Below are 26257 nucleotides of genomic sequence, written 5' to 3' on the forward strand. Positions count from 1 at the left end.
ATGCGTGTCGAGCGGGATTATTCCCAGTCGAGCGCGCCTTTCTTCCAGACGTACACGTAACCGATCACGAGAATGCCCAAAAACACGAACATTTCGTAAAAACCGAACAAACGAACAGCCTCGTTGCCAGCTAGCTCTTTCACGATTGAAGCCCAGGGCAGCAAAAAAGCCACCTCAAGGTCAAACAGAATGAAGAGAATTGCGATCAGATAGTAGCGTACGTCGAAGCGCATACGCGCTTCTTCGAAGGGCTCGAATCCGCACTCATAGGGCGTGAGCTTTTGCGGATCAGGTCTATGGGGACCAAGCAGACGGCCCAAGACCATTGGTGCAACACCAACAGCAAGACCGACTGCGATAAAGAGCAGAACCGGAAAATAATTATTCAGCATCATGCTTCCTCTGGGGTGGGAAGACTGCTCATTGCAAAACGCCCGCATCAAAGCGGGCGTTTCATTCTCTCTGGTGCCGACGATGAGACTCGAACTCATACGGCTTGCGCCACCACCCCCTCAAGATGGCGTGTCTACCAATTTCACCACGTCGGCACTACTAAACTGCTGTGAATTATAGGTGGATATACACCACCCTAACCACCTTATTCTATTTTTTACAGACTTACTTTGGTACATCCTGCCCTGAAGCCGCCGGCGCTGACGCAGCCGGAACCACCACCCCCTGCATCAAACTCTGAGACGCAGGCTGGCGAGCAGCCGAGGCAAAATAACTCAAAGCGAGACTGGTAATGAAAAACACTGTCGCCAGGATCGCAGTCGTGCGACTGAGGAAGTTCGCAGACCCGGATGACCCAAAGAGACTACCAGAAGCACCACTACCAAAAGCAGCACCCATATCAGCACCCTTGCCGTGCTGCAGAAGCACAAAGCCAATCACCGCACACCCAACAAGAATGTGAAGCACCAGCAGGAGACTGAACCAGAAGCTGCCCATGAGAGGAAGCGATACGCCGTTTGAGGAAAGAAAGAATTATAGCCAGCCCAAGATGGCCGGTCAACGGAGAAAGGCGTAAACCTTAGCCAAAGCGCCCAGTAATGTAATCTTCAGTCTGTTTTTTTTGCGGCTTGATGAACATCTGGTCTGTCACCCCGAACTCAACCATCTCACCCAGATACATGTAGGCGGTGTAATCGGACACTCGTGCAGCCTGCTGCATGTTATGCGTCACGATCAGAATCGTGACCTTGTTCTTGAGTTCGGTAACAAGCTCTTCGATGCTGGCCGTGGCAATAGGATCAAGAGCGGAAGTAGGCTCATCAAACAGAATAATCTCGGGATCGGTTGCCAATGCACGTGCAATGCACAAGCGTTGCTGCTGACCGCCGGAGAGGTTTGCCCCCAAGCTGTTGAGCCTATCCTTGACCTCATCCCACAGCGCAGCCCCACGCAACGCCTGCTCGACCTTCTCATCAATCACCGCGCGACTGCGTTCGCCACGTACGCGCAGGCCGTAGGCGACGTTTTCATAAATCGATTTAGGGAAGGGGTTAGGCTTCTGGAACACCATAGAGATGCGCATGCGCACCTCGATCGGATCAACCGCCTGATCAAGCAGATTGGTATTGTCCGGATGCAAACGAATCTCGCCTTGGTAGCGATTACCCGGATACAGATCGTGCATGCGATTAAATGACCGCAACAGGGTGGACTTGCCGCAACCGGAGGGGCCGATCAGCGCGGTGACCTTGCGCTCGTGAATCGGCATGTTGATGTTCTTGAGTGCGTGAAAGGCTCCGTAATGGAAATTGAAGCCTTTGACTTCAGCCTTGATGCGTTCAGGGGAGGTGTTCAGCGTCATGATCATTCTCTCGAGGGAGTTCGGGCTGGATATCCGGAAGGACTTACCACTTGATGTTCTTGCGCAAGCGATAGCGCAACCAAATTGCGACAGCATTCATCGCGAGGGTCATACCGACCAATACCAAGCCTGCTGCAGCTGCATTGGCATGAAACGCCACATCGGGGCGGGAGGTCCAGTTGAACATCTGGATCGGCAACACGGTAAAAGCGGCCTGAGCCCAGTCGAACAAACCGGCGGCTGGATCTCCGGACAACGGTGCGGGCGGAAGATAGGCAATGAAAGTCACAGCGCCCACAACGATCAGTGGCGCAGTCTCACCAATGGCGCGCGCCATACCGATGATCACACCAGTCAGAATGCCGGGACTGGAATACGGCACGATGTGATCACGCACAGTCTGCCAGGTCGTAGCGCCACAGGCATACGCCCCTTCGCGAATCATCTGAGGAATCGCACGAATCGCTTCACGGGTTGCCACGATCACCACAGGCAGGATCAGTAGAGCCAGCGTCAGGCCTGCTGTCAGGATGCTGCGTCCGAGACCGAAGGTGTAGACGAACATCCCAAGCCCCAGGAGGCCATAGACGATGGACGGAACCCCTGCCAAGTTGGAAACATTGATCTCGATGATGTCGGTTAGCCAGTTCTTGGGGGCATATTCTTCAAGGTAAACCCCGGCCGCAACGCCGAGGGGGATGGCCACAGCTGCCGTCACCAGCATCACCAGCAGGGACCCCACCCAAGCCGCGAGGATGCCAGCCTGCCCTGCCCGACGAGAGGGGAAATTGGTCAAAAAATCCGGATGGAGTCGCTCAGCCCCGGTCATCCACATATCAACAAACAGGGATGTCAAGGTCAGAACACCCAGCATGAGACAGGCGATACCAAAGACTGCAAACAACCAATCCAGTCTCTTGTGGCGCGCAATCAGGCTGCGGATAGCCTGCAGATCGTTATCTTGCATCTCAATACACCTCGCGATATTTCTTGCGCATCCAGTGACCCACAATATTCAACAGCAGGGTGAGGACGAACAGGGTCAGGCCGGCAGCAAAAATCGTTTGGTAACCGATGGAATCGTGCGGCAGATCTCCTTGTGACACGCCTGCAATATAGGAGGCCAACGTCATTGCCGACTCTGCCGGGTTGAAGGTCAGATTCGGCTGGCTGCCGGAAGCCACGGTCACGATCATGGTCTCGCCGACAGCGCGCGAAATGGCCAACACGTAAGCAGAGGCCACACCGGAGAAGGCGGCCGGAAAAACCACACGCAACGCTGTCTGCAATCGCGTCGAGCCCATGGCATAGGCGCCCTCGCGCAAACTCATTGGCACGGCGCGCATGGCATCCTCAGACAGCGAACTGACGTAAGGAATGATCATCACGCCCATGACCAAACCAGCAGAAAGGATGTTGAAACCGGGCAAGTCGGGATAGATCTTCTGCAACAGTGGCGTCACCGTAATCAAGGCGAAGTAACCAAACACAATCGTTGGCACCCCCCCCAGCAACTCCAGCACCGGCTTGGCCATCTCGCGCACGCGGAAGGTGGCAAATTCGGAAAGATAGATCGCAATCACCGTTCCGATCGGCAGGGCTACCGCCAACGCCACGACCGAACTGGTCAGGGTGCCTGAGATCAGCACCATGATGCCGTAGTGAGCATCATCGAAGAGAGGCGTCCACTGGCGGTCAGTCAAAAAATCCAGCAGGGAAACATGCCGGAAGAACGCCAGCGATTCGCTGACGAGGATATAGACAATCCCGAGGGTGACGAATACGGAGATAAAGGCAGCCAGAAACAGGAGAGCTTCGACCCCGGTTTCCTTGAGATTGCGCACCCTGCTGCGCTTGAGTCGATCACTCACCCCACCCATGCTGTTCTCACTCTCTGCTACGGCCGTCTGAATCATTCGAGTGTACCAAGCCAGAACCATCAATTCATCAAAAAGCCCCGGATGACCTGCACAAGCAGATCCACCGGGGCTTGATCACAGAGCGTTTATTCCTTCGGATCGCGCTTGAGCAGATCGGAAATCTTCACACCGATCTCGTTATGCCCGCCGAAAGCAGTACCTGTGCGGCCCTTGCCAAAGTTATCCAGCGCGTGTTTATAGTCGGCATCAGACAGCGGCACGTACTTAACCTCGCGAGAGAACTTGCCAGCATTCTTCAGATAGAACTCAACAAACTCCTTCACATCCGGACGCTTGGCAGCTTCGGCATTCACATAGACGAAGATCGGACGGGATAGGGGCACGTAGCTACCGTCAATCACGGACTTCTCGGAAGGCAGCACGCCCGGCTTGCCACCGGCAGACACAGCAACAGCCTTGAGCTTGTCAGTGTTCTCAGCGTAATAGGCGTAACCAAAGTACCCCAACCCACCTTGGTCACGGGACACGCCCTGCACCAGTACGTTATCGTCTTCCGAAGCGGTGTAGTCACCACGCGAGGACTTGGCCTTGCCAACAGTGGCTTCGGTGAAATATTCGAAGGTACCGGAGTCGGTGCCCGGACCGTAGAGCTTGAGGGCTCGGTCGAGGAAGGACGCATTCACCTGCTTCCAGTTGGTCACTTTCCCTTGAGCGGCCGGCTCCCAGATTTTCTTCAGCTCTTCAACAGTAATACTGGAAATCGGGCTGTTCTTGGCAACCACCACGGTCAGCGCATCGAAAGCGATCGGCAGTTCGATGTACTTGACACCAGAAGCCTTGCAGGCTGCCATCTCGGCGGCCGTGATCGGACGCGAGGCATTGGAAACATCGGTACGCAGTGAGGCTTCGCCTGCACAGAATTTCTTGAAACCACCACCAGTGCCGGACATCCCCACGGTCACCTTCACAGAGCCCTTCTTGAGCTTCTGGAAGTCCTCAGCAGCGGCCTCGGAAATCGGGAAAACGGTCGAAGAGCCGTCGATCTTGATCACGTTCTGAGCGTAAGCACCCAGCGAATTGAAGCCTGCAGCCAAGACCACGGCCATCGCGGCCAATTTGAAACCATTCATCGCAATCTCCTGATTGAGTTGGACCAGAACCAACCCGCGCAGTATATGAATGGTTTGTTACAACTGTGCTACAGGCAACAAAAGCTTATTCAACGGCCTCACGCACCGCATCAGCAATCAGTCTGGCCAGGCGTTCGACCTTCTCGCCATCAGCTCCTTCGACCAGCACACGCAGCAGTGGCTCTGTACCTGAGGGGCGCAACAACACCCTGCCCTCACTTCCCAGCTCCGCCTCCGCTGCCTTCTGCGCAGCTGCAATGCCTTGATCAACCTTCCAATCAAAGCCAGCTTGCATGCGTACATTGATCAGTCGCTGAGGATAGAAAACCAGATCCGAGCAGGCCTGTGGCAGGGTTTCATCGGCCAGACGCAAGGCCGCCAGCACCTGCAGCGCCGAAACGATGCCATCACCCGTCGTATGGCGATCAAGGCAGATGACATGACCAGAGTTCTCGCCGCCCAGCTTGTAACCATGCTCGAGCAGCTGTTCCAGGACATAGCGATCCCCCACCTTGGCACGCACGAAACCAGCGCCCAGGCGAGCAACAGCATGTTCGAAGCCAAGATTGCTCATGAGCGTACCGACGACGCCTTCCAGTCGGCCTTCACGCTTCTGTGCACGAGCAATCACATACAACAACTTGTCGCCATCGTACAATTCACCAGAGTGATCACACATCAGTACGCGATCACCATCACCATCCAGTGCAACACCAAGATCTGCACCACTCTTCAGTACGGCCTCGCGCAAACTGGCTGGCGCTGTAGCCCCGACACTTTCGTTGATATTCAGGCCGTTCGGGCTGACCCCGACGCTGAACACATCTGCGCCCAACTCGTGAAAAACCTTCGGCGCGATGTGATAGGCAGCGCCATTGGCACAATCCAGCGCGATTTTCAGACCACGCAAGTCCAGATCATTCGGAAAGGTGCTCTTGCAGAACTCGATGTAACGGCCAGCCGCATCATCGATGCGGCGAGCACGCCCCAATTCGGCCGACTCGGCGCATCCCATCGGCTCATCAAGATGAGCCTCGATTTCTTCCTCGAGCGCATCGGGCAACTTGGTACCGGAGGCAGAGAAGAATTTGATGCCGTTATCGTAGTAAGGATTATGGGAAGCGGAAATCACCACTCCGGCCTGGAGACGCAATGCACGCGTCAGATAGGCCACGGCCGGTGTCGGTATCGGTCCAGCCAGAATCACGTGCACCCCCGCAGCCGCAAAACCGGCCTCCAACGCAGCCTCCAGCATGTAACCGGAAATCCGGGTGTCTTTACCGATCAGCACGGCTGGCTGCTCCCCTGGCGGCAATTTGCCACGCGCGGCCAGGGTTTTTCCAGCGGCGTAACCCAAACGCATGACGAAATCCGGGGTGATGGGGCTGCACCCTACTTGACCACGCACCCCGTCGGTGCCGAAATATTTGCGTGCCATGCCTGTCTCCTTGTCCGTGGGCCGGGATTGTGCCTGCCCGGCCATTGCTGCTCAATAGGCCGAAAGGCGATCTGCGTCAATTGCGACCCACATGGCGAGAGCATCGCGCGTAGCCGCTACATCATGCACCCGCAGAATGGCCGCACCACGCTGCGCCGCCAGCGCAGCCGCCGTAATTGCGGCAGGCATCCGCTGATCAACGGCCCGACCTGTAATATCGCCCAGCATGCGCTTGCGTGACACACCTACCAGCAGCGGCAAACCATGAGCGGCCAGGCGCGGCAGGCTGCGAAACAGCTCCAGATTATGGGCAAGCGTCTTGCCAAAACCGAAGCCAGGGTCCAGCGCGATACGCGCGGCAACAACTCCTGAAGCCTCAAGCACTGCAAGGCGCTGCAAAAGAAAAGCCTCTACCTCATCCACAACCTCGGTATAGGCAGGCGCCTCCTGCATGCTGCGCGGCTCGCCTTGCATATGCATCAGGCACACACCAGCCGAACTGGCTGCCACGGCCTCCACAGCACCTGGTGCGCGTAGCGCATTGATGTCATTCACGATAGCCACCCCGGCGGCAATCGCCGCGCGCATCACCGCAGGCTTGAGCGTATCAACTGAAACCGGCACATCCAGGGCGACCAGTGCCTCAAGGACGGGAATCACCCTATCCAGTTCCTCCTGCTCACCAACTGCCTCGGCCCCGGGCCGGGTGGATTCACCACCCACATCCAGAATACCAGCGCCATCCCGCAGGGCTTTCTCAGCCTGGCGCAAGGCTGCGCCGACGGAACCCGACAAACCGTCACCGGAAAAAGAGTCTGGCGTCATGTTGATGATCGCCATGATCATCGGCAGATCAAGATTGAGGCGGAACTTTCCGCACAGCCAGGTGCGAGAGACAGCGTCCATCTGTTGGCTTCCTTCAGAAAGAAAAAGCCCCGCCGCAGCGGGGCTTGGTAGAACGTGGGCCAGGCTCAAGCTGCAGGGGCCGCAGCATTGGGCTCCGCACCCGGGCCTTCATCCTGCCGGGGAGGCTGCAAACCCGCAGGCGGCTTGGGCGCACGCGGCGGACGCCCCGCCATGATGTCCTTAATCTGTTCCGCATCAATGGTCTCCCATTCCAGTAGCGCAGCCGTCATGGCTTCCACCTTGTCGCTGTGCTCGCGCAACAAGCGCTCGGCCAGCGCGTATTGCTCGTCGATGATGCGACGGATTTCAGAATCCACCTTCTGCAAAGTGGCTTCAGACACGTTCTTGTGTGTCGTCACCGAACGGCCAAGAAAGACCTCGCCATCGTTCTCGGCATACACCATTGGCCCCAGCTCATCGGACATGCCGTAACGGGTCACCATGTCACGCGCAATGGCCGTGGCACGTTCAAAATCGTTCGAAGCACCGGTAGAAACCTTGCCCACGAACAGATCCTCGGCAACACGGCCGCCAAACAGCATGCTGATCTGGGCCAGCATCTGGTCCTGATACAGGCTGGTGCGATCTTTCTCCGGCAGCGACCAGGTCACGCCCAGTGCGCGGCCGCGCGGAATCACCGTTACCTTGTGCACCGGATCACATCCCGGCAGCAAAGATCCGATGATCGCGTGCCCCGACTCGTGATAAGCCGTGGCCTTCTTTTCTTCCGGCGAGATCACCATGGATTTGCGCTCGGCGCCCATGAAGATCTTGTCTTTGGCGCGCTCAAAGTCGTCCATATCCACCAGACGCTTATTGCTGCGCGCGGCAAACAGGGCAGCCTCGTTGACTAGGTTAGCCAGGTCAGCACCGGCCATACCAGGTGTGCCACGGGCCAGCACCAGCGGATCAACGTCCGGCGCCACCGGTACCTTGCGCATGTGCACCTTGAGGATCTGCTCACGGCCACGGATATCCGGCAGCGGCACGGTAACCTGACGATCAAAACGGCCCGGGCGCAACAGCGCAGGATCCAGTACGTCAGGACGGTTGGTGGCGGCAATCACGATCACGCCGGAATTGCCTTCAAAACCATCCATCTCGACCAGCATCTGGTTCAGGGTCTGCTCGCGCTCATCATTGCCACCGCCAAGGCCTGCGCCACGCTGACGACCCACGGCATCGATTTCATCAATGAAGATGATGCAGGGAGCCGCTTTCTTGGCATTTTCAAACATGTCTCGCACGCGAGCCGCACCGACGCCAACGAACATTTCGACGAAGTCCGAACCCGAAATACTGAAGAAAGGCACCTTGGCCTCGCCTGCAATAGCCTTGGCCAGAAGCGTCTTACCAGTCCCCGGCGAGCCCACCATCAGCACGCCCTTCGGAATCCGCCCGCCCAGTTTCTGGAATTTAGAAGGGTCACGCAGGAACTCAACGAGTTCTGCCACCTCTTCCTTGGCCTCATCGCAGCCCGCCACATCGGCAAAAGTGATCGAATTGGCTGACTCATCCAGCATGCGGGCCTTGCTCTTGCCAAACGAGAACGCGCCGCCCTTGCCACCGCCCTGCATCTGACGCATGAAGAAAATCCACACGCCCACCATCAGCAGCACCGGCAACATGTTGAAAAGCATACTCAACAACCAGGACTGTTCTTCTTCCTGCTTGGCCGATACCTGCACGCCGTACTTCATGAGATCGGAAACCATCCAGGGATCCTGGATGCCCGGAGTAGAAATCGTGACCTGACGACCTTCCTGAGTCACGGCCTTGACCGTACGGCCATCAACCTGGGCCTTGGTGACCCGACCTGCTTTGGCCTCCTCCATGAATACCGAATATTCCATGGAATTCTGCTGAGCCTGGCGACCGCTGAACTGGTTAAAAACGGTGAGCAGCACGACGCCGACCACCAGCCAGATCGCGAGATTCTTGAAGACGCTGTTATTCAAGGCAACTCCTGAAAAGCCCTGTGGGGAAGGCAGGGCATACGTTACTCTGGACCCATTCTATGGCCGAACGTTCCCTCCGGCAAACAATGGCGCCCATAGATCAGGGCTTTTTATCCAGCCCCAGCAGATAGACCTCAGCACTACGATCACGCGATGCTTCGGGCTTGCGAGAAACCACGCTACGGAAAGTTTTCTGCATCTCGGCGCGATATTCCGTAAAACCAGCGCCCTGAAACACCTTGATCAGCATGTTGCCCCCAGGGCGCAGATGATCACGAGAGAATTCAAGCGCCAGTTCGGCGAGATACATCATGCGCCCATCGTCACTGACCGCATTACCGGACATATTGGGGGCCATATCCGACAAAACAAGGTCCACAGCCCGCCCGGCCAGCAGTTTTTCAAACTCTGCCAGCACCGACTCCTCGCGGAAGTCGCCTTGCAGGAAGGTAACGTCCGGTAGCGCCTCCATCGGCAAGATATCGAGCGCGAAGAGTTCGCCTCCCGGCTTCACCTTGGGGCCCGCGATCTGGGACCACGATCCGGGGGCCGAACCGAGGTCAACGACCACCATGCCTGGCTTGAGCAGACGGTCCTTCTTGTCGACCTCAAGCAACTTGAAAGCTGCGCGCGCACGATAACCGGCGGCCTTGGCCTTCTGCACCCAAGGGTCATTCACGTGTTCCTGCATCCAGGACTTGCTGGTCTTGCTAGGCTTCATGGCACTACAATTCAACTTTAGTGAGGATTATTCAATAGCATGCAAGAACTTAGCCCTGCCGTGCGCCGCGATCTGCGTGCCCGTGCCCACCACCTGGACCCCGTCGTCAGCATTGCCGGCAACGGCCTGACAGCCAACGTCCTGAAAGAAATTGACGTGGCCCTCAAGGCCCACGAACTGATCAAGATCCGCGTCTATGGCGACGACCGTGAAGCCCGCGCCGCCTATCTGCTGGAGATCTGCAGCAAGCTCGACTGCGCTGCCGTGCAGAACATCGGTAAGCTGCTGGTTGTTTTCCGCCTGAACCCGGAACTCCATGTCGTGAAGCCTGTAGCCCTGCCCAAGCGCCCTTCGCGCAGCAAGAAAGCGAGCCAGGAAGTGGCTTTCGACAAGCGCCCCGGCCGCCCGACCACAAGCAATGCACCGCGCAAATCGATGGCTGGCGCACCGGAAACGCGTTACCGCAAGCCTTCTGCCGGCAGCAGCCGCACCCGCAAAAGCGCGCGTTAAGTCAGCCCTTCGTAACACACGCATAAAGGCCGGCAATGCCGGCCTTTTTCATTTGCGCACGACCTGGGTCACCAATGCCACGCCCAGCACACTCTGGATCATCCAGAGCAGACTGGCGATCCCATGCCAGGTCGCAAACCGGCTGCGTACAACACTTTCAACAACCTCGCGGGCAGGATCAAGACGCAGTTTTTCAACCACTGGCGTCACACCGAAATGGCCGGCCAATGTAAGCAGCAGCATCAGCAGGATCAGCCACAGCAGCACGCCCTTGAACGCCTTCAGGCCCTCACGGAACAGCAGATAGGCAATCAGGTAGAGACCGCAACCGATGCCGAGCCAGGCTACGATGGCAAACTGCTTGCCAGCAAGCGACCCGGCAAAGCCTGTGTCCGCAACGGAAGCGAACAACACTGGAGCCGAGATGTAACCGATTGCCCACAGCGCGCCCACCCACAGGGTGATGGCCAGCGCAAACAGGGATTCAGCCAGACGTGACATGAGGCTCAGATGTAGCGGACGTCGATGATTTCGTATTCGCGTACGCCACCCGGCGCCTGTACTTCAGCTACATCCCCGGCGAACTTGCCGACCAGCGCACGTGCAATCGGCGAGTTGATCGAAATCTTGCCCGCTTTCAGATCGGCTTCGTCTTCTCCCACGATCTGGTAGATCACGCGCTTGTTCGTATCGAGATCTTCCAGATCGATGGTGGCACCAAACACGCAGCGGCCGTCAGCATCCAGCAGCTTCGGATCAATAATCTGCGCGGTAGACAGCTTGCTTTCGACTTCAGCAATACGGCCTTCAACGAAACCTTGGCGTTCCTTGGCAGCATCGTATTCAGCGTTTTCAGACAGATCGCCATGCGAACGCGCTTCGGCAATCGCAGCGATCACGCTCGGGCGCTCCACCGTTTTCAGGCGATGGAGTTCGGTGCGCAGCAATTCCGCGCCATTCAGGGTCAGAGGAGTCTTGATCATCGCAATCAGCCCAGCTGCGCATGCAGTTCTTGCAGCGAATAGGGTTCGAGGTCATTGATGTGGCGGATACCGATACAAGCAGCGCGCGCACCTTCAATCGTGGTAAATACCGTCACCTTGGCAGCCAGCGCCGAAGTACGGATCGAGCGGGAGTCGGCGATTGCCTGGCGCTTCTCTTCCACCGTATTGATGATCAGCGCAATCTCGTTGTTTTTGATCATGTCCACGATGTGCGGGCGGCCTTCGCCAACCTTGTTCACGGCAGTGACAGCACTGACACCGGCGTCATGTAGGTAGCCAGCCGTACCCTTGGTCGCCACCACCTTGAAGCCCAGATCAACCAGTTCGCGCGCCACCTCGACAGCTTTGGCACGGTCAGTCTGCTTGACGCTGATGAAAGCCGTGCCCGAGGACGGCAAACGAGTACCCGCCGCCAGTTGGCTCTTCACGAAGGCTTCAGCAAAGGTCTTGCCAACCCCCATGACTTCGCCGGTCGACTTCATTTCCGGCCCGAGAATGGTATCCACGCCCGGGAACTTGTTGAACGGGAAGACAGCTTCCTTCACCGAGTAGTACGGCGGCACGATTTCGCGCGTCACACCTTGTGAAGCAAGGCTCTGGCCGGCCATACAACGCGCGGCAATCTTGGCCAGCGGCAACGAGCAGGCTTTGGACACGAAGGGTACGGTGCGCGAGGCACGCGGATTCACTTCGAGCACATAGACGGTCTCGCCCTGAATCGCGAACTGAACGTTCATCAGGCCACATACACTGAGGCCACGCGCCATCAGTTCGGTCTGACGACGCAACTCGTCCTGCAGTTCTTTCGAGAGCGTGTAGGGCGGCAGGGAGCACGCTGAGTCGCCCGAGTGCACGCCGGCCTGTTCGATGTGTTGCATGATGCCGCCGATGATGACCTGAGTGCCATCGGAAAGCGCATCCACATCGATCTCGGTCGCATCGTTCAAGAAGCGGTCCAGCAACACCGGAGAGTCGTTCGAGACCTTGATCGCATCACGCATATAGCGCTCGAGATCCTTCTGCTCATGGACGATTTCCATGGCGCGGCCACCCAGCACATAGCTCGGGCGCACCACCAGCGGGTAGCCGATCTCGGCCGCGAGACGGATCGCATCGGCTTCATTGCGTGCCGTGCGGTTGGGCGGCTGACGCAGACCCAGATCGTGCAGCAGCTTCTGGAAGCGCTCACGGTCTTCGGCCGCATCAATCATGTCCGGCGAGGTACCAATGATCGGCACGCCATTGGCTTCCAGCTCACGCGCCAATTTCAGCGGGGTCTGGCCGCCGAACTGCACGATCACTCCGACCGGCTTCTCCAGCGCCACGACTTCCAGCACGTCTTCCAGGGTCAGCGGCTCAAAGTACAGGCGATCGGAAGTGTCGTAGTCGGTCGACACGGTTTCCGGGTTGCAGTTGACCATGATGGTCTCGTAGCCGTCTTCGCGCATGGCCAGCGCGGCATGTACGCAGCAGTAGTCAAACTCGATGCCCTGCCCGATACGGTTCGGGCCACCGCCCAGCACCATGATCTTCTTCTTGTCGGAAGGCTGCGATTCGCACTCTTCGTCGTAGCAGGAATACATGTAGGCAGTGCTCGACGCGAACTCGGCCGCGCAGGTGTCCACGCGCTTGTAGACCGGGCGCACACCTTGCGCGTGGCGATACAGGCGCACGGCCGTTTCGTCGCTCCCCAGCAGTTTGGCCAGACGACGATCCGAGAAGCCCTTGCGCTTCAATGCGCGGAGAGCTGCTGCATCGAGGCTCTTCAGCGAGCGGCCGGCAAGGCTCTTCTCGGTCAGCACGATGTCTTCGATCTGAGCCAGGAACCACGGATCGATCTTGGTCAGACTGTGCAGCTCTTCGCGGCTCATGCCTTCGCGGAAGCCCTGACCCACGTACCAGATACGCTCGGCACCAGGACTGGCGAGCTCGTGCTCCAGCTCTTCGCGATCACATTCGACTTCATCAAGGCCATAGGCGCCAACTTCCAGACCACGCAGCGCCTTCTGGAAGGACTCCTGGAAGGTACGGCCCATGGCCATCACTTCACCCACCGACTTCATCTGGGTCGTCAGGCGATCCGGTGCCTGCGGGAACTTCTCGAAAGCAAAACGCGGAATCTTGGTAACGATGTAGTCGATCGACGGCTCGAACGAGGCCGGTGTCGCACCGCCGGTAATATCGTTCTTGAGCTCGTCCAGCGTGAAGCCCACAGCCAGCTTGGCCGCCACCTTGGCGATCGGGAAACCAGTCGCCTTCGAAGCGAGTGCCGAGGAGCGCGACACGCGGGGGTTCATCTCGATCACGATCAGGCGACCATCCGCCGGATTCACTGAGAACTGTACGTTCGAGCCGCCGGTATCCACACCGATCTCGCGCAGCACCGCCACCGAGGCGTTACGCATGATCTGGTATTCACGGTCGGTCAGGGTCTGGGCAGGGGCGATGGTGATCGAATCACCGGTATGCACACCCATCGGATCAAGGTTCTCGATCGAACAGACGATGATGCAGTTGTCGTGCTTGTCGCGCACGACCTCCATCTCGAATTCCTTCCAGCCCAGCAGCGACTCTTCAATCAGCAGTTCGCGGGTCGGCGAGAGATCCAGACCACGGGTGCAGATTTCGTTGAACTCTTCGATGTTGTAGGCAATGCCACCGCCCGTGCCACCCATCGTGAAGGAGGGACGGATGATGGCCGGGAAGCCAACTTGCGCCTGCACGGCCAGAGCCTCCTCCATGCTGTGGGCAATGCCGGAGCGAGCGGACTCAAGACCGATCTTTTCCATGGCCAGCTTGAACTTCTGGCGGTCTTCAGCCTTGTCGATGGCTTCCGGCGTAGCGCCGATCAGCTCGACCTTGTATTTGTCGAGCACGCCATTGCGCCACAGATCCAGCGCCGCGTTCAGCGCAGTCTGGCCCCCCATGGTCGGCAGCACGGCATCCGGACGCTCCTTCTCGATGATGCGCTCAAGCACCTGCCAGGTGATCGGCTCGATGTAGGTCACGTCGGCCATGTTCGGATCGGTCATGATCGTGGCCGGATTCGAGTTGACCAGGATGACCTTGTAACCTTCGTCACGCAGGGCCTTGCAGGCCTGGGCGCCGGAATAATCGAACTCGCAGGCCTGACCGATGATGATCGGGCCGGCACCGATGATGAGGATGGATTGAATGTCTGTCCGCTTGGGCATATCAACACCTGAATTTCGTTACGTTTGGAGTGCGGCCTGCTGGCTGCACCCGACATGGATTCCGTTTTACTTGCCGGCAGCCGCCATCAGATCGGTAAAGCGATCAAAGAGATAGGCCACATCGTGCGGGCCGGGGCTGGCTTCTGGGTGACCCTGGAAGCACAGTGCCGGGCGGTCGGTCCAGGCCATGCCCTGCAGGCTGCCGTCGAACAGCGACACATGAGAGACGCGCACATTGGCCGGCAGGGTCTTCTCATCGACAGCAAAGCCATGGTTCTGACTGGTGATCAGGACGCGGCCGGAGTCGAGATCCTTGACCGGATGGTTGGCGCCATGGTGGCCGAACTTCATCTTCAGGGTCTTCGCACCGGCAGCAAGGCCCATGATCTGGTGACCCAGACAGATGCCGAAGGTCGGCAGCTTGCGCTCAAGGAACTCGCGGGCAGCAGCAATAGCATAGTCACAGGGTTCAGGATCGCCCGGGCCATTCGAGAAGAAGACGCCGTCCGGATTCAGCTTGAGCACTTCGGCCGCAGGGGTCTGCGCCGGCACCACGGTGAGCTTGCAGCCGCGCTCAGCCAGCATGTGCAGGATGTTGCGCTTGACGCCGAAATCGTAGGCCACCACATGGTACTTCGCTTCACTTTGCTCAACGAAACCCTGACCCAGCTTCCACTCACCGGAAGTCCAGGAATAAGACTGCTCGGTCGTCACGACCTTGGCCAGGTCCATGCCAGCCAACCCAGGGAAGGCACGCGCAGCAGCAATGGCCGCTTCGGCGTTGAGTTCTTTCTGGCTCGCCGCGGTAATCAGGCAACCCGCCTGGGCGCCCTTCTCACGCAGGATGCGCGTCAGCTTGCGGGTATCGATCCCGGCAATGCCGACCACATTTTCAGCCTTCATGTAGGCATCCAGGGTCTGCTCGGAACGGAAGTTCGATACCAGCAAAGGCAGATCGCGGATCACCAGACCCGCGGCGTACACCTTGCCTGCTTCACAGTCTTCCTTGTTTACACCCACGTTGCCGATGTGAGGATGGGTCAGCGTGACAATCTGGCGGGTGTAGGAGGGGTCGGTGAGGATTTCCTGATAGCCGGTGATGGCGGTGTTGAACACCACCTCGCCGACGCTTTTGCCCACGGCGCCAATGCCCTGCCCCTGAAACACGGTGCCGTCGGCAAGGGCAAGAAGGGCGTAAAGGGTTTCCGTCATCGATTACTCCTGGATTCCTGTGAAATCGGACCCTCGGTCCGGCCGCCTGTTCACCGCGGGGTGAGGGGCCTGGTCGATGGGTCCGACGTGAAAAACGGGACCCGTCTTTCCAGACGAGTCCCGCTTGCAAATTTTGGCAATTGTAGCCTGAAATCAGGCCTTTCCGCAACGCAAAAGTAGCTGCGACGGCGTTTTCAGGCGCCCGGATCCGGCAGTTGGCTACGCAGATAGGCCGCCACACGAGAGAGCTCCGTCAAGAGTTCCGGCAAGGCCTGCAGCGCTTTTTCCAGGTCACCGCGACGCCCCGCCTGCTCCACCCTTTGCGCCGCGTCTGCCGCGATCACTGCACCAAAAACGCCGACCGAGGACTTCAAAGAATGCGCCACGGTATACAGCGTTTTGGCATCGCTGCGTGCAGCCGCCTCCTCTAGCTTGCTGCAGTTGCGCGAGTAATCGCCCAGAAAAATCTCGATCAGGCTGTGCACCGAAGCCTCGTCGCCATCAAGCAGTGCCCGGGTCTGGCCCAGATCGGCAACGCCTCCCTCCGGATCGATGGGACTGCCGGGTTCATCGAGCGCATTCAGATTGCCTTCAAAATCGGTGGACTCGAAACGCCGGGTCACCCGCTCGATGGCAGCAAACAGCTCGGAGGGCTGAATAGGCTTGGACACATAATCGTCCATGCCGGCTTCAAGGCAGCGCTCACGATCGCCTTGCATCACGTGTGCCGTCATGGCGATGATCGGCGTTACTTCCCAACGTCCGGACATCGCCCAGCTGCGCCGCGCCTCGCGCGCCCGGATTGCCTTGGTCGCCTCGATCCCCCCCAGCACCGGCATCTGCACATCCATCAGGATCAGATCAAAGCGACGCTTTTCGAACCAGTCCAGCGCCTCCTGCCCGTCGCCCGCCGGCACGACTTCGTAGCCGGCGCGCTGCAGAATCTTGGTGGCAACCGTCTGATTGACAGGGTTATCTTCCACCAGCAGCACCGCTTTGCTCCTGGGAGCCTGCGGGCTGGCCTTGAGGAGGCTGTCGTCGATCTGGAACTCAGCCAGCTCCAAAGCGGATTCAGGCTGCTCCTGAGTCAGCACGAGGCGCAGGGCGTCCAGCAGATCGAAGGAGGACACAGGCTTGACGATATTGGCCTTGATGCCGAACTGGCGGCAGCGTGCCGAATCATTGCGCTGGCTATCGGAGGTGAGCAGCATGACGATACGCTCGCAGCTCGCCCCCTCACCGTGAAAATAAGCGGGCAAAGCAAAGCCGGCCGGATCCGGCATATTGGCGTCGACCAACATCACATCGAAGGGGAAGCCACTCTTGGCCGCTTGCTGGAGCAAGGCCTCGGCTTCCTCACCACTCCTGGCAAGATCCACGCTGAAGCCCCAGCGCTGCAGGTTGGCCGTCATCTCTCGGGCGGCCGACGGATTGTCTTCCACCACCAGCGCGTTCATGCGTGCATAACGCGGATCCACCCGCTCAGCCTGCACGGCTTCTCGCACCGCCCCCACCTCGATGGTGAAGGAGAAGGTACTACCCCTCGCTGGCTCACTCTGCAACCAGATACGACCACGCATCAGTTCGACCAGGCGCTTGCAGATCGCCAGACCCAGGCCGGTGCCACCGTAGCGGCGCGTGGTAGAGGTATCAGCCTGCGAGAAGGCTCCGAACACCTCACCTTGCTTGGCCTGGGCAATGCCGATGCCGGTATCACGCACATCGAACTGCAGGCGCACATGCGCTCCCTCGCGCAGCACGCAGCGCACCGAAACCTCGACTTCGCCCTGCTCAGTAAATTTGATCGCATTGCCAAGCAGATTCATCAGGATCTGGCGCAGGCGGTTCGGATCGCCACGCAGCACATGCGGGGTGTCCGGCTGGATGCCAAACACCAGTTCAAGACCTTTCTGATGACCGCGCAGGGCCAGCGCCTTGAAGGTATCCGAGATCACGGCCGGTAATGAGAACTCGATGTCCTCAAGCTCCAGTTTGCCGGCTTCGATCTTGGAGAAGTCCAGGATGTCGTTGATGATGGCCAACAGCGAATCGGCGGAGTTTTTCACCGTCTGCAGATAGCCACGTTGCTCCGCGTCGAGTTGGGTATCGAGCGCCAGATCCGTCATGCCGATGATGCCGTTCATCGGGGTGCGGATTTCGTGGCTCATGTTGGCAAGAAAGTCACCCTTAGCGCGGCTGGCGGATTCGGCGGCCTCCTTGGCGCGCAGCATCTCGAGTTCCCAGCCCTTACGCTCGGTCACGTTGCGGTGAATACCCACCACACGTACCGCCTGACCATCCGCACTACGCGACACGACCCTACCGTGGGTGGAAATCCAGCGCCAGTCACCGTCGCGGGCTCGCAAGCGATATTCGGCCTCGAAATCTTCGCTGCCGCCCACCAGATGCAGATCGATACGCTCACGCACCTGTGGCACATCCTCGGGATGGATCAGCGCCTCCCAATCCTCACGGCGATTACCAAATTCACCTTCGACATAACCCAGACCATGCTTCCAGAGTTCGCTCAGGAAACACTGGCCACTGCGCAAGTCCCAGTCCCACAGGCCATCGTGACGGTTATCAAGAGCCAGCGAAAGGCGATCCTTCTCGCGCAGTTGCTGATCCATCAGGCGCACCAGGCGCCAGATCAGGCGCACCGGATCATTGGCCGGATCCTCGAAGCCATCGCTGACGCCGGCGCGCGCAGCCAATGCCCGCAAAGCATCACGCAAGCTGCTCAGATCTGGGCTGACACTGTTGGCGATATCGCGCGAAGAAGGCATGGATCCAGAAAAAGTTCAGGGGAGGTGCAAGGGGTGAACGGCAAAAGGCGGGCGGAACTTGCATTCCGCCACACTCTGCATCAACTCACCGGCAAAGCGTCAGCGCCCGGCCATCTGGGCGCAGGTCAGATCGAGGCGATCCAGCCCCTCATCCAGCTCAGCATCCGAGATGATCAGCGAGCTAGCCAGACGCACCACGTTCGGCCCGGCCACAATATGCAGCACGCCATTGCTGGCCGCCGCCGCCATGAAGGCGCCGGCCTGACCGGCGAACTTCGGCGTCAGCTCGCAGCCCAGCCACAGGCCGGATTCGCGCACCTCCGAAAAACAGGCGTACTTCTCGCCCATTGCGCGCAAACGCCCGGCAGCATGTGCGGCTTTGCGCTTCACCCCCGCCAGTACTTCCGGCGTGTTGATGACGTCGAACACCGCCTCGGCGACAGCACAGGCCAGCGGGTTGCCCCCAAAGGTGCTGCCATGTACACCGGGCGTGAAGTGCTTGTCCGCCACCGCAGCCGTAGTGAGCATCATGCCGATCGGGAAGCCGCCGCCGATACCCTTGGCCGTGGTCAGGATGTCCGGCACGACGCCGCTATTCATATAAGCGTAAAGCGCACCGGTGCGACCGTTGCCAGACTGCACTTCATCAAAGATCAGGCTGGCATCGAACTCACTCGCCAGCTCGCGCAGCAGCTTCAGGAACTCAGGCTGTACCGGCACCACGCCACTCTCGCCCACGACAGGCTCGACGATGATGGCGCAGGTGTTCTTGCCCACCACGCGGCGCAAAGCCTCCACATCATGCAGATCGACATGCACGATGCCGGCCGGATTCGGGCCCATGCCAGAGGAGTATTTGGCCTGACCGCCGACCGACACGGTGAAAAAAGTGCGGCCATGGAAGCTGCCGTTGAAGGCGATGATGTCGATCTTTTCCGGACCGTATTTGTCCACGGCGCGTTTTCTGGCGAGCTTCAGCGCAGCTTCATTGGCTTCGGCGCCAGAATTGCAGAAGAACACACGCTCGGCAAAGGTATGGTCGCAAAGCTTCTTCGCGAGACGCAGGGCCGGCTCATTGGTGTAGTAGTTCGACACATGCCAGAGCTTGGCAGCCTGCTCGGTGAGCGCCTTGAGCTGGGCCGGATGGGCGTGGCCAAGTGAAGTTACGGCCACGCCGGCCCCGAAATCGATGTAATCGCGACCCTGCTGGTCCCACAGGCGCGACCCCTCACCTCGCACGAAGATCATGTCGAGCGGGGAAAACACGGGAACCATGTAGCGATCGAAATCGGCGCGGGAGACGGCGGCAGTCACTGAAATATCCTTTTTGCGAGAGAAGCACACTCACCCGGCAGGACGCCAGGCAAGGAGAATCATTTTAAGGGCAAAGCTCGCCGCGCTGCTGCTCCTGCCTAAGAAGCTGTTGACGATCTGTAGCGAGAGGGCGTCAGCAGGGTGAGGAACCGCACAGGAACCGGAGTTCATGTTGATCTATGAGGATTCCGAGCAGCGCATGAGCCCTCTCAGTGATCAATGAGCGGCCTCGCAGTCAGATCGTAAGCAGCTTCTAAGAATGCCACGCAATCCGGACAGCCAGCCTCACTGACCCACCCGCTCCAGCAATACGATGCGATCACCATAGGCGATCAGATTGCCGCTCTTCGGATCAGGCAACAGGGCCTTGATGCGGGACTCGGTATTGGACGCAATGCCTTGCCAGGTCTCGCCGCCATCGGTTGAGCGCAGAATCACGCCATCACGCCCGGCTAGCAGCAAAGCCTCGCTGCCGGGCTCGATGGCAAAAGCGCGGACCAGCACTTCCGTACCTGTGCGCGCAGACTGCCAGTGCTTGCCGTCATCGGTCGAACGCAGGACAGTGCCCTGAGCCCCGGCTACCAACAAGGCTGCGCTTTTCGGATCGCGCAGCATCGCCCCCAACATGGCCACTGAGCCACTCTCCACCGGCAGCCAGCTGTGCCCACCATCCTCGGAGCGCAAGATCAGGCCCTTGCTGCCAGAGAGCAGAAAGAGGCCACGGGCGCTATCGAATATGCCGCCATATAGCGTGGCATCCGTGCCGGTTGCGATCAGGCTCCAGCTGCGGCCATCGTCGTCCGAGCGCGCGAGCGCGCCCTGGGCGCCATACACCCACAGGCTGCCGGTCTGGGCATCCACTTCTCCCCGAAACCAGGCGGCATCCACCAATTGCGGCAGCGGCTCGCTCTTGACGGCCCCGGCCGGCAGGCGCGCCAGCACGCCTGAGTCGCCAAAGAAAACTACCGTCCCGGTCTTCGGATGACTCACGAAACCCTGATATACCGGCCCCTCCGTGCTTTCGTGCTGCCAGCTGGCGCCCGCATCCGGCGTGCGCAACCAGGAGCGCTTGCCACCGGCAAACAGCATGCTTTTGCTGACCGGCTCATACGCCACCTTGAAGAGATAGGCCGGCTCGACCAGCTGCCCCATGATCTGGCTGCTCCAGGTACGCCCGCCATCCTTCGAGCGCGACACCGTGCGATTGATGCCCGCGGCGAGCAGTTCGCCGCTTTCCGGCCACTGGGCAATTGCATGCACATATTCGGCGATGCTCAGCGAACGGGTCTGCCAACTCCGACCGCCATCGCTCGAGCGGATGATCCATCCCCCGGCCCCCACCGCCACCAGGCTGCCACTCCTGGCATCGAAGGCGACCGAATTGAGCGGACGATCCTCACCCGCAGCTTGGGCCGTCCAGCTCTTGCCCAGATCGTCGGAGGCCAATGTGCTGCCATGATCGCCCACTGCCACGATGCGTTTTCCGGCCAACACCCCGCGCAGCAAGGCGCCCTGCATCGGCACCGCCACCACCTGCCAGCGCTTGCCGCCATCCTCCGAGCGGGCAATATGGCTGTCGGCCCCGAGTGCAATCAGCACGCCACTATCCGGCTCTTGGAGGATCTGGGAGATGTAACTCAGGCCCGTGGCCTGCCTGCTCCAGCGCGTACCCGCATCGCTTGAACGTAGTACATGACCGTTGCCAGCCCCGATCAACACATCGCCACTACGCTGTTCGACCAGCGCCTCGGTCAGCCCTTCGCGCACGCCCGCATCGATGCCCGCCCAGGAACGTCCGCGATCAGATGAGCGCAGGATTGCCCCTGCCCCACCCACCGCAAGCAAATGTCCCTTCCTGGGCTCCTGCACGATCCGGCCGATCGCTGCCGGCCCGGGCAGGGCTATCTGTTCCCAGCTCAAGCCACCATCTTCGGAGCGAAGCATGGCCCCCTCCAGACCGGCAGCCAGCGCGAGACGTCCGTCAGCCTCGACAAACAAGGCCTGTAGCGCCGAACTCACCCCAGAGGCTATCGGCAGCCAGCTACGTCCACCATCCTCACTGCGCTGCAGCGCCCCATTGGCACCCAGCGCCAGCAGCCGCGTGCTGCCCGGCACTTCGGCCAGACGTGCAAGCGATGCGATCCGCCCCGGCACGCCCGGCAGCCAGCTCTGACCACCATCCTCACTGCGCCAGACGGCTCCATCGGAGCCTGCAGCAAGAAAGCCACTGCCGGTCGACTCCACGACATACAGCGCAGGATTGATCACCACGCCCCGATAGGTCGGCGGAGTCTTGCTCAGGGTCGCCCCCCCCACCCCAGCGGCCTCACGCTGGCAGGCACTCAACACCAGGGCACAGCCCAGCGCGGCAAGGGCGCAACACAGTTTCTGCTTGCTCATCACGAATCCAGTCTCCTTTGGATTGCCAGGTGGTGGGCCACCTTGTTTGGCTTGTATTCCGCTAACTGCGGAAGGGCGATCCTAGCGCAGGGCATGGAAATGCGGGAAATCCTGCGGTCGGCCCGCGGGGCCCTGCTGCTTCTGACGCAGGAGAACAACAACAGGACGGCGACCTTGCTCCGGGACACTGAACTGCTGCACAAGGCCGCATGGCAGAATCCGTGCTCGCAGAGCCCCACAGAGCGGCTCGGACCACAGGACGAGACAGATGAAGCAGACATTCCACCTGGCCATGCCCACCGCCCTGGCGTTGTGCCTGCACGCCGCCTTTGCGCAGGGCGCGATGCCTTCGAATGGCCGTTATTTCAGCACCAGTAACGCCAATCTCTTTGTCGCCGCCAGCGACCCGGCCTGCCCGGCCACCCTGTTGAGCGGCAGCGATGCCGCCTTGCTGCGCAGCCAGGATGGCGGGCGCCACTGGCAAAGTCTCCCCAGCCCGGCGCGTGCCACCTTCTCAGCCCTGCTCTTCGATGCCGGGCGTCGCCAGTTCATTGCTGCCGGCAGCGAAGGCACGATCCTGCGCAGTAGCCAATGCGGCCAGCAATGGGAGCGGCTTGAAGGTATTCCCCCTCTCGCGCTGCGCAGCCTTTTGCTCGCCGACGAGAAGACCGGCCTGCTGCTTGCTGCCGGTGAAGGCGGCAGCCTACTGCGCTCCGCCGACGGCGGTAAGCACTGGCAAGCCGTGAGCATGCCAACACGTGCCTATATCGCCCACCTGCTACGCCACACATCTAGCTCAATCCTTCTGGCGGGCGGCGAAAAAGGTCTGCTGATGCGCTCCACCGACACAGGCAAACGCTGGCAACGCATCGCGGTTCAGCCCAACGGAGACGTCAGCCGCCTCGCCGAACTCGCCAGTGGGAGCCTGCTGGCGGCCTTCAGCACAGGCGAAATCCTGCGCTCGACCGACGCCGGCCGGCGCTGGCAGAACACCCGCCTGCCAAGCGGTGCTACGGGCGCCCTTATCAATGCCATCGCCCAGGCCCGCACAGGACAGATCGCCGCCGTGACTCAGGACGGGCGTGTACTCCACTCGCTAGACGACGGCCTGAGCTGGTCGCTTGCCCAGACCGGCACCCGCCACTTTATCTCCTCCGTACTCGCCACCCAGGATGGCGAGTTCATCGCCGCCGGCGCACAAGGCAGCATCTTCCGCAGCAGCGAGGGCGGCAGACTCTGGCAGTCAGTGCTGCAAGCTGGCATGGAGGAATTTGAAACCCTCGGCCGACTGCCTGAGGGCGCGCTGCTGGCTGCCGGAGGCGGTGGCCTCATCGCGCGCAGCGAGGACGATGGCCGCAATTGGCAGATCGTGCGGCATGGCCTAGGCCCATACACTCATGCCATCGCCAGTGCGCCCCCAGAAGGTCTGCTACTGGCGGCCGGCGTCAATGGCAGCCTGGCCTTGTCGCGCGACGACGGCCAAAGCTGGCAGCGCGTCACCGCGCCCGATAACGTCTATTTCTTCACGGCCTTGTATCACCCAACCAGCCACAGCCTGCTGGCAGCCGGCTCCAACGGAACCCTGATGCGCAGCCGCGATGGCGGCCAGAGCTGGCAAACACACCAGATCGCGGGCGACGCCACCCTCTCGCAACTGCGCCTGCTGGCATCTGGGCGCATCCTCGCCCTGAGCAACGCCAGGGGCATCCTGTGGTCTGACGATGGGGGCCAGAGCTGGCAAGCCAGCGACGCCGACCGCGACACGATCTGGCTGAGCATGGATCAGGAGCCTCACAGCGGCGTGCTGGTGGCCGCCGGCCGGGAAGATCGCCTTGCCCGCAGCGATGATGGCGGAGCGCACTGGGAGAACCTGCCAGCAGGGCTGGCCAAAGGAATCTCGCGCCTGCGCCAGATCGGCGGAATCTTTCTCGCCGCCGGCAACGAGGGCAGCATCCTGCGCTCGGCCGACCTCGGGCGCAGCTTCGAGAAAATCATGCTGCCGGAATTCACCAGCCTGTCGGACTTTGCACCAATCCCGGGCCTGCGCGGCGGCATCCTGGCCGCGGGCAGCAAGGGCTACATCCTGCGCTCAACCGACCTAGGTCAGAGCTGGCAGAACATCCCCTCCGGCAGCTCCGATCTGCTGCGGCTAATCGCCCACGACCCCGCTGGTCAGCGCCTGCTGGTGGCGGGCCGTGGCGGTGCCATCCTGCAATCCACCGATCTGGGCCTGAGCTGGCGCGAAGCCAGCCCGCCCGAGCCCACACGCTACGCCGGCAGCCTGCTCAATCCGGCCAGTGGCAGCCTGTTCTTCTGGGGCGATCGAATCCTGCGCCTGGGGCAGTAAAACGAATCCCTCTGTCCGGCCCCTTCGCAGGGCTGGCGCCTGGGCATCCACTTGAGCTCAGCACTTGCTGCCAAGCCGGCTACCCTGAAAAACGAAACGGGCGCCGCAGCGCCCGTTTCGTCTTGCAGAACTTAGCAATCGCCGATCAGTAGGCAGCCACGTCAGAGGTGCTGACGTCGCAAACAGAGGTGTTCCACTTCTCGCCAATCTTCGGCGATTCAGCGCTACCGTTCTTCTCAATACCCTTGTATTCGACGCAAACGCTCGGGCTGCCGGACTTGTAACCCTTGATCTGCAGTTTGCGGATCTTCACCACGTCACCGTAGTTACCGTTGGCTCCCGCGATGGAGCCAGCCTTGCCGACCTTCACATTGTCTAGGGTGAGTTTGCGCGGGCCGCCATTGTTGGTGCAGTTACCGCAAGAGCGCCACACCTTGCCGGTATCAGCAATATAGGAATCCTGCAGCACGGTCAGGCTGTTCTTGCTGTTGTGCTGAAGGGCCTTGTCGGTCGCACCGGCGATGATGACGTTCTTGACGGTCATGGTCGAACCCGCGCCAAGGTTGGAGGCTGCGTCTTCGCAGGTGTCTTCCCAATACACATTCTGGATCGTGCAGGAGCCCTTGCAATGCACGCCGTCGGAGCCATTCACGCCACCGGCAATGATCACATCCTTCAGGGTTGCGCCTTCTTCAAGGATGAAGACCGGGATCTGACCTTCACTGGTGCAGTTGCCCACGGAGTTCTTCACGCCGATACGCTGGTTGCCGTAGCTCTTGGTGCTGCCCGCCGGGATGGTGGTCGTACCAGGATTTGTCACAGTCGCCGTAGCGGCCGGGATCGTCATGTTGATGCTGCCGGCGGCGGTACTGCTGGCGGCTGCGGACGAAGCAGCCGCCGAGGAAGCGGCCTTGCTCGAAGCTGCTGCGGACGAAGCGACGCTGGAAGCCGCTGCACTCGAAGTAGCTGCGGAGGAACTGCTGGCGCTCGTCGTTGCGCCGTAGGAACACCAAGCCGAAGTGGTGTAGGAATTGGTCGGGAAAGCCGAACCGATACAGGCGAAGCTGCCAGTCTTGACGGCATAAACGAAGCTGCCGGATTTGCCCAGCGCAACGTTGCGGGTACCGCTCATGCTGCAGCTGGCGCCAGTGTTCTGGACGCACTTGGTGTAACCGTCGGGATAATCAGTCGCGGCAAAAGCAGTGCCGGCGAAAGCGAGGGCCGCGAGGCCCATCAGGATCTTGCTACGCATAGTCTTGTCTCCTGCCAATGTTTTAGTAAGACCCTACAAGGGTTTGGCCGCCGATGCCGGGCTACTACGACTGAAGTAATAAGTTCAGTGGTGCGCACTATCTTGCAGGACGATTCGCAGGTCAAGCCATGGAGACAAGCGCAGCATAAGCGCGACCAATGGACAAAAATAGGCGTTTACCCTTGTATCAAACCCACCTACAAATACATGTGCCTCCGTCAGCACTCATGACGCTGCGGCGCAACATCGGTGCATGCCGAAGACAAGGCTGCGTCTCACTGTTGCCCGACGGATCCGCAAAGTAATTTGCAGGCTGACCCATCGGTTCAGGCTGACGTCCCCTGAGAAGCAGAAAACCAATGCCTATCAGTGAATTTCATAAACCAGAG

The 26257-nt window shown here is 59.9% G+C and carries 20 protein-coding genes and 1 tRNA gene; 2 read left to right on the top strand and 19 right to left on the bottom strand.

What is annotated here, in order from left to right:
* Positions 1-17: 17 nt before the first annotated feature.
* From Q3Y64_RS11045 to Q3Y64_RS11095, 11 genes are all read right to left on the bottom strand, one after another.
* A complete protein-coding gene (locus Q3Y64_RS11045) occupies positions 18-392 on the bottom strand; it encodes an NADH-quinone oxidoreductase subunit A (protein WP_101943106.1) in 375 nt (124 codons plus the stop codon).
* Positions 393-463: 71 nt separating this feature from the next.
* Positions 464-548: transfer RNA gene (locus Q3Y64_RS11050), tRNA-Leu, on the bottom strand.
* Between the two features lie 70 nt (positions 549-618).
* Positions 619-951, bottom strand: coding sequence for a preprotein translocase subunit SecG (gene secG, locus Q3Y64_RS11055; RefSeq protein ID WP_170021107.1), 333 nt, complete (start codon positions 949-951; stop codon positions 619-621).
* Between the two features lie 82 nt (positions 952-1033).
* The gene (pstB, locus tag Q3Y64_RS11060; protein WP_101943218.1) at positions 1034-1816 is read right to left on the bottom strand and encodes a phosphate ABC transporter ATP-binding protein PstB; all 783 of its coding nucleotides are present in this window, start codon (positions 1814-1816) and stop codon (positions 1034-1036) included.
* A 43-nt stretch (positions 1817-1859) separates the two neighbouring features.
* Entirely contained in the window at positions 1860-2783 is a 924-nt protein-coding gene (gene pstA / locus Q3Y64_RS11065; protein WP_101943109.1) for a phosphate ABC transporter permease PstA, read from the bottom strand.
* Between the two features lies 1 nt (position 2784).
* A complete protein-coding gene (pstC, locus tag Q3Y64_RS11070; RefSeq protein WP_101943111.1) occupies positions 2785-3732 on the bottom strand; it encodes a phosphate ABC transporter permease subunit PstC in 948 nt (315 codons plus the stop codon).
* A gap of 89 nt (positions 3733-3821) precedes the next feature.
* Complete coding sequence (locus Q3Y64_RS11075) at positions 3822-4826, bottom strand: PstS family phosphate ABC transporter substrate-binding protein (protein WP_303561802.1); 1005 nt, start codon at positions 4824-4826, stop codon at positions 3822-3824.
* Between the two features lie 85 nt (positions 4827-4911).
* A complete protein-coding gene (gene glmM, locus Q3Y64_RS11080; protein WP_303561805.1) occupies positions 4912-6264 on the bottom strand; it encodes a phosphoglucosamine mutase in 1353 nt (450 codons plus the stop codon).
* Positions 6265-6315: 51 nt separating this feature from the next.
* Positions 6316-7170 (bottom strand): dihydropteroate synthase, encoded by an 855-nt coding sequence (folP, locus tag Q3Y64_RS11085; RefSeq protein ID WP_303561806.1) that lies wholly within the window; start codon positions 7168-7170, stop codon positions 6316-6318.
* Between the two features lie 65 nt (positions 7171-7235).
* Complete coding sequence (ftsH, locus tag Q3Y64_RS11090) at positions 7236-9128, bottom strand: ATP-dependent zinc metalloprotease FtsH (RefSeq protein WP_101943117.1); 1893 nt, start codon at positions 9126-9128, stop codon at positions 7236-7238.
* 100 nt (positions 9129-9228) lie between these two features.
* Complete coding sequence (locus Q3Y64_RS11095; RefSeq protein WP_170021100.1) at positions 9229-9849, bottom strand: RlmE family RNA methyltransferase; 621 nt, start codon at positions 9847-9849, stop codon at positions 9229-9231.
* 39 nt (positions 9850-9888) lie between these two features.
* Between Q3Y64_RS11095 and Q3Y64_RS11100 the strand changes: the two genes are divergently transcribed.
* Complete coding sequence (locus Q3Y64_RS11100; protein ID WP_101943118.1) at positions 9889-10359, top strand: YhbY family RNA-binding protein; 471 nt, start codon at positions 9889-9891, stop codon at positions 10357-10359.
* A gap of 48 nt (positions 10360-10407) precedes the next feature.
* Here Q3Y64_RS11100 and Q3Y64_RS11105 read toward each other — a convergent pair whose 3' ends face one another.
* From Q3Y64_RS11105 to Q3Y64_RS11135, 7 genes are all read right to left on the bottom strand, one after another.
* Complete coding sequence (locus Q3Y64_RS11105) at positions 10408-10860, bottom strand: DUF4149 domain-containing protein (protein WP_303561808.1); 453 nt, start codon at positions 10858-10860, stop codon at positions 10408-10410.
* Between the two features lie 5 nt (positions 10861-10865).
* Positions 10866-11342 carry a transcription elongation factor GreA gene (gene greA / locus Q3Y64_RS11110; RefSeq protein WP_303561810.1) on the bottom strand — a complete coding sequence of 159 codons (477 nt, stop codon included), beginning with the start codon at positions 11340-11342 and terminating at the stop codon, positions 10866-10868.
* A gap of 5 nt (positions 11343-11347) precedes the next feature.
* Complete coding sequence (carB, locus tag Q3Y64_RS11115; protein WP_101943123.1) at positions 11348-14557, bottom strand: carbamoyl-phosphate synthase large subunit; 3210 nt, start codon at positions 14555-14557, stop codon at positions 11348-11350.
* Between the two features lie 66 nt (positions 14558-14623).
* Entirely contained in the window at positions 14624-15769 is a 1146-nt protein-coding gene (gene carA / locus Q3Y64_RS11120) for a glutamine-hydrolyzing carbamoyl-phosphate synthase small subunit (RefSeq protein WP_303561813.1), read from the bottom strand.
* 194 nt (positions 15770-15963) lie between these two features.
* On the bottom strand, positions 15964-18555 hold the full coding sequence (locus Q3Y64_RS11125; protein WP_101943127.1) for a PAS domain-containing hybrid sensor histidine kinase/response regulator: 2592 nt from the start codon (positions 18553-18555) through the stop codon (positions 15964-15966).
* A 99-nt stretch (positions 18556-18654) separates the two neighbouring features.
* On the bottom strand, positions 18655-19869 hold the full coding sequence (astC, locus tag Q3Y64_RS11130) for an acetylornithine/succinylornithine family transaminase (protein ID WP_101943128.1): 1215 nt from the start codon (positions 19867-19869) through the stop codon (positions 18655-18657).
* A gap of 285 nt (positions 19870-20154) precedes the next feature.
* A complete protein-coding gene (locus tag Q3Y64_RS11135) occupies positions 20155-22269 on the bottom strand; it encodes a hypothetical protein (RefSeq protein WP_303561816.1) in 2115 nt (704 codons plus the stop codon).
* Positions 22270-22537: 268 nt separating this feature from the next.
* On the opposite strand from Q3Y64_RS11135, the gene Q3Y64_RS11140 reads away from it, so the two are divergent.
* Entirely contained in the window at positions 22538-24616 is a 2079-nt protein-coding gene (locus Q3Y64_RS11140) for a YCF48-related protein (protein ID WP_303561818.1), read from the top strand.
* A 145-nt stretch (positions 24617-24761) separates the two neighbouring features.
* Here Q3Y64_RS11140 and Q3Y64_RS11145 read toward each other — a convergent pair whose 3' ends face one another.
* Positions 24762-25868, bottom strand: coding sequence for a pectate lyase (locus tag Q3Y64_RS11145; protein ID WP_303561820.1), 1107 nt, complete (start codon positions 25866-25868; stop codon positions 24762-24764).
* Positions 25869-26257 lie beyond the last annotated feature (389 nt).

The sequence above is a fragment of the Uliginosibacterium sp. 31-12 genome (assembly GCF_030548425.1).
GTDB lineage: Bacteria > Pseudomonadota > Gammaproteobacteria > Burkholderiales > Rhodocyclaceae > Uliginosibacterium > Uliginosibacterium aquaticum.

Bases quoted from the DNA above. Each gene is read 5' to 3' on its own strand.
- Q3Y64_RS11045 (WP_101943106.1), bottom strand. From the start codon at position 392: ATGCTGAATAATTATTTTCCGGTTCTGCTCTTTATCGCAGTCGGTCTT.
- secG (WP_170021107.1), bottom strand. From the start codon at position 951: ATGGGCAGCTTCTGGTTCAGTCTCCTGCTGGTGCTTCACATTCTTGTT.
- pstB (WP_101943218.1), bottom strand. From the start codon at position 1,816: ATGACGCTGAACACCTCCCCTGAACGCATCAAGGCTGAAGTCAAAGGC.
- pstA (WP_101943109.1), bottom strand. From the start codon at position 2,783: ATGCAAGATAACGATCTGCAGGCTATCCGCAGCCTGATTGCGCGCCAC.
- pstC (WP_101943111.1), bottom strand. From the start codon at position 3,732: ATGATTCAGACGGCCGTAGCAGAGAGTGAGAACAGCATGGGTGGGGTG.
- Q3Y64_RS11075 (WP_303561802.1), bottom strand. From the start codon at position 4,826: ATGAATGGTTTCAAATTGGCCGCGATGGCCGTGGTCTTGGCTGCAGGC.
- glmM (WP_303561805.1), bottom strand. From the start codon at position 6,264: ATGGCACGCAAATATTTCGGCACCGACGGGGTGCGTGGTCAAGTAGGG.
- folP (WP_303561806.1), bottom strand. From the start codon at position 7,170: ATGGACGCTGTCTCTCGCACCTGGCTGTGCGGAAAGTTCCGCCTCAAT.
- Q3Y64_RS11095 (WP_170021100.1), bottom strand. From the start codon at position 9,849: ATGAAGCCTAGCAAGACCAGCAAGTCCTGGATGCAGGAACACGTGAAT.
- Q3Y64_RS11100 (WP_101943118.1), top strand. From the start codon at position 9,889: ATGCAAGAACTTAGCCCTGCCGTGCGCCGCGATCTGCGTGCCCGTGCC.
- Q3Y64_RS11105 (WP_303561808.1), bottom strand. From the start codon at position 10,860: ATGTCACGTCTGGCTGAATCCCTGTTTGCGCTGGCCATCACCCTGTGG.
- greA (WP_303561810.1), bottom strand. From the start codon at position 11,342: ATGATCAAGACTCCTCTGACCCTGAATGGCGCGGAATTGCTGCGCACC.
- carB (WP_101943123.1), bottom strand. From the start codon at position 14,557: ATGCCCAAGCGGACAGACATTCAATCCATCCTCATCATCGGTGCCGGC.
- carA (WP_303561813.1), bottom strand. From the start codon at position 15,769: ATGACGGAAACCCTTTACGCCCTTCTTGCCCTTGCCGACGGCACCGTG.
- Q3Y64_RS11125 (WP_101943127.1), bottom strand. From the start codon at position 18,555: ATGCCTTCTTCGCGCGATATCGCCAACAGTGTCAGCCCAGATCTGAGC.
- Q3Y64_RS11135 (WP_303561816.1), bottom strand. From the start codon at position 22,269: ATGAGCAAGCAGAAACTGTGTTGCGCCCTTGCCGCGCTGGGCTGTGCC.
- Q3Y64_RS11140 (WP_303561818.1), top strand. From the start codon at position 22,538: ATGAAGCAGACATTCCACCTGGCCATGCCCACCGCCCTGGCGTTGTGC.
- Q3Y64_RS11145 (WP_303561820.1), bottom strand. From the start codon at position 25,868: ATGCGTAGCAAGATCCTGATGGGCCTCGCGGCCCTCGCTTTCGCCGGC.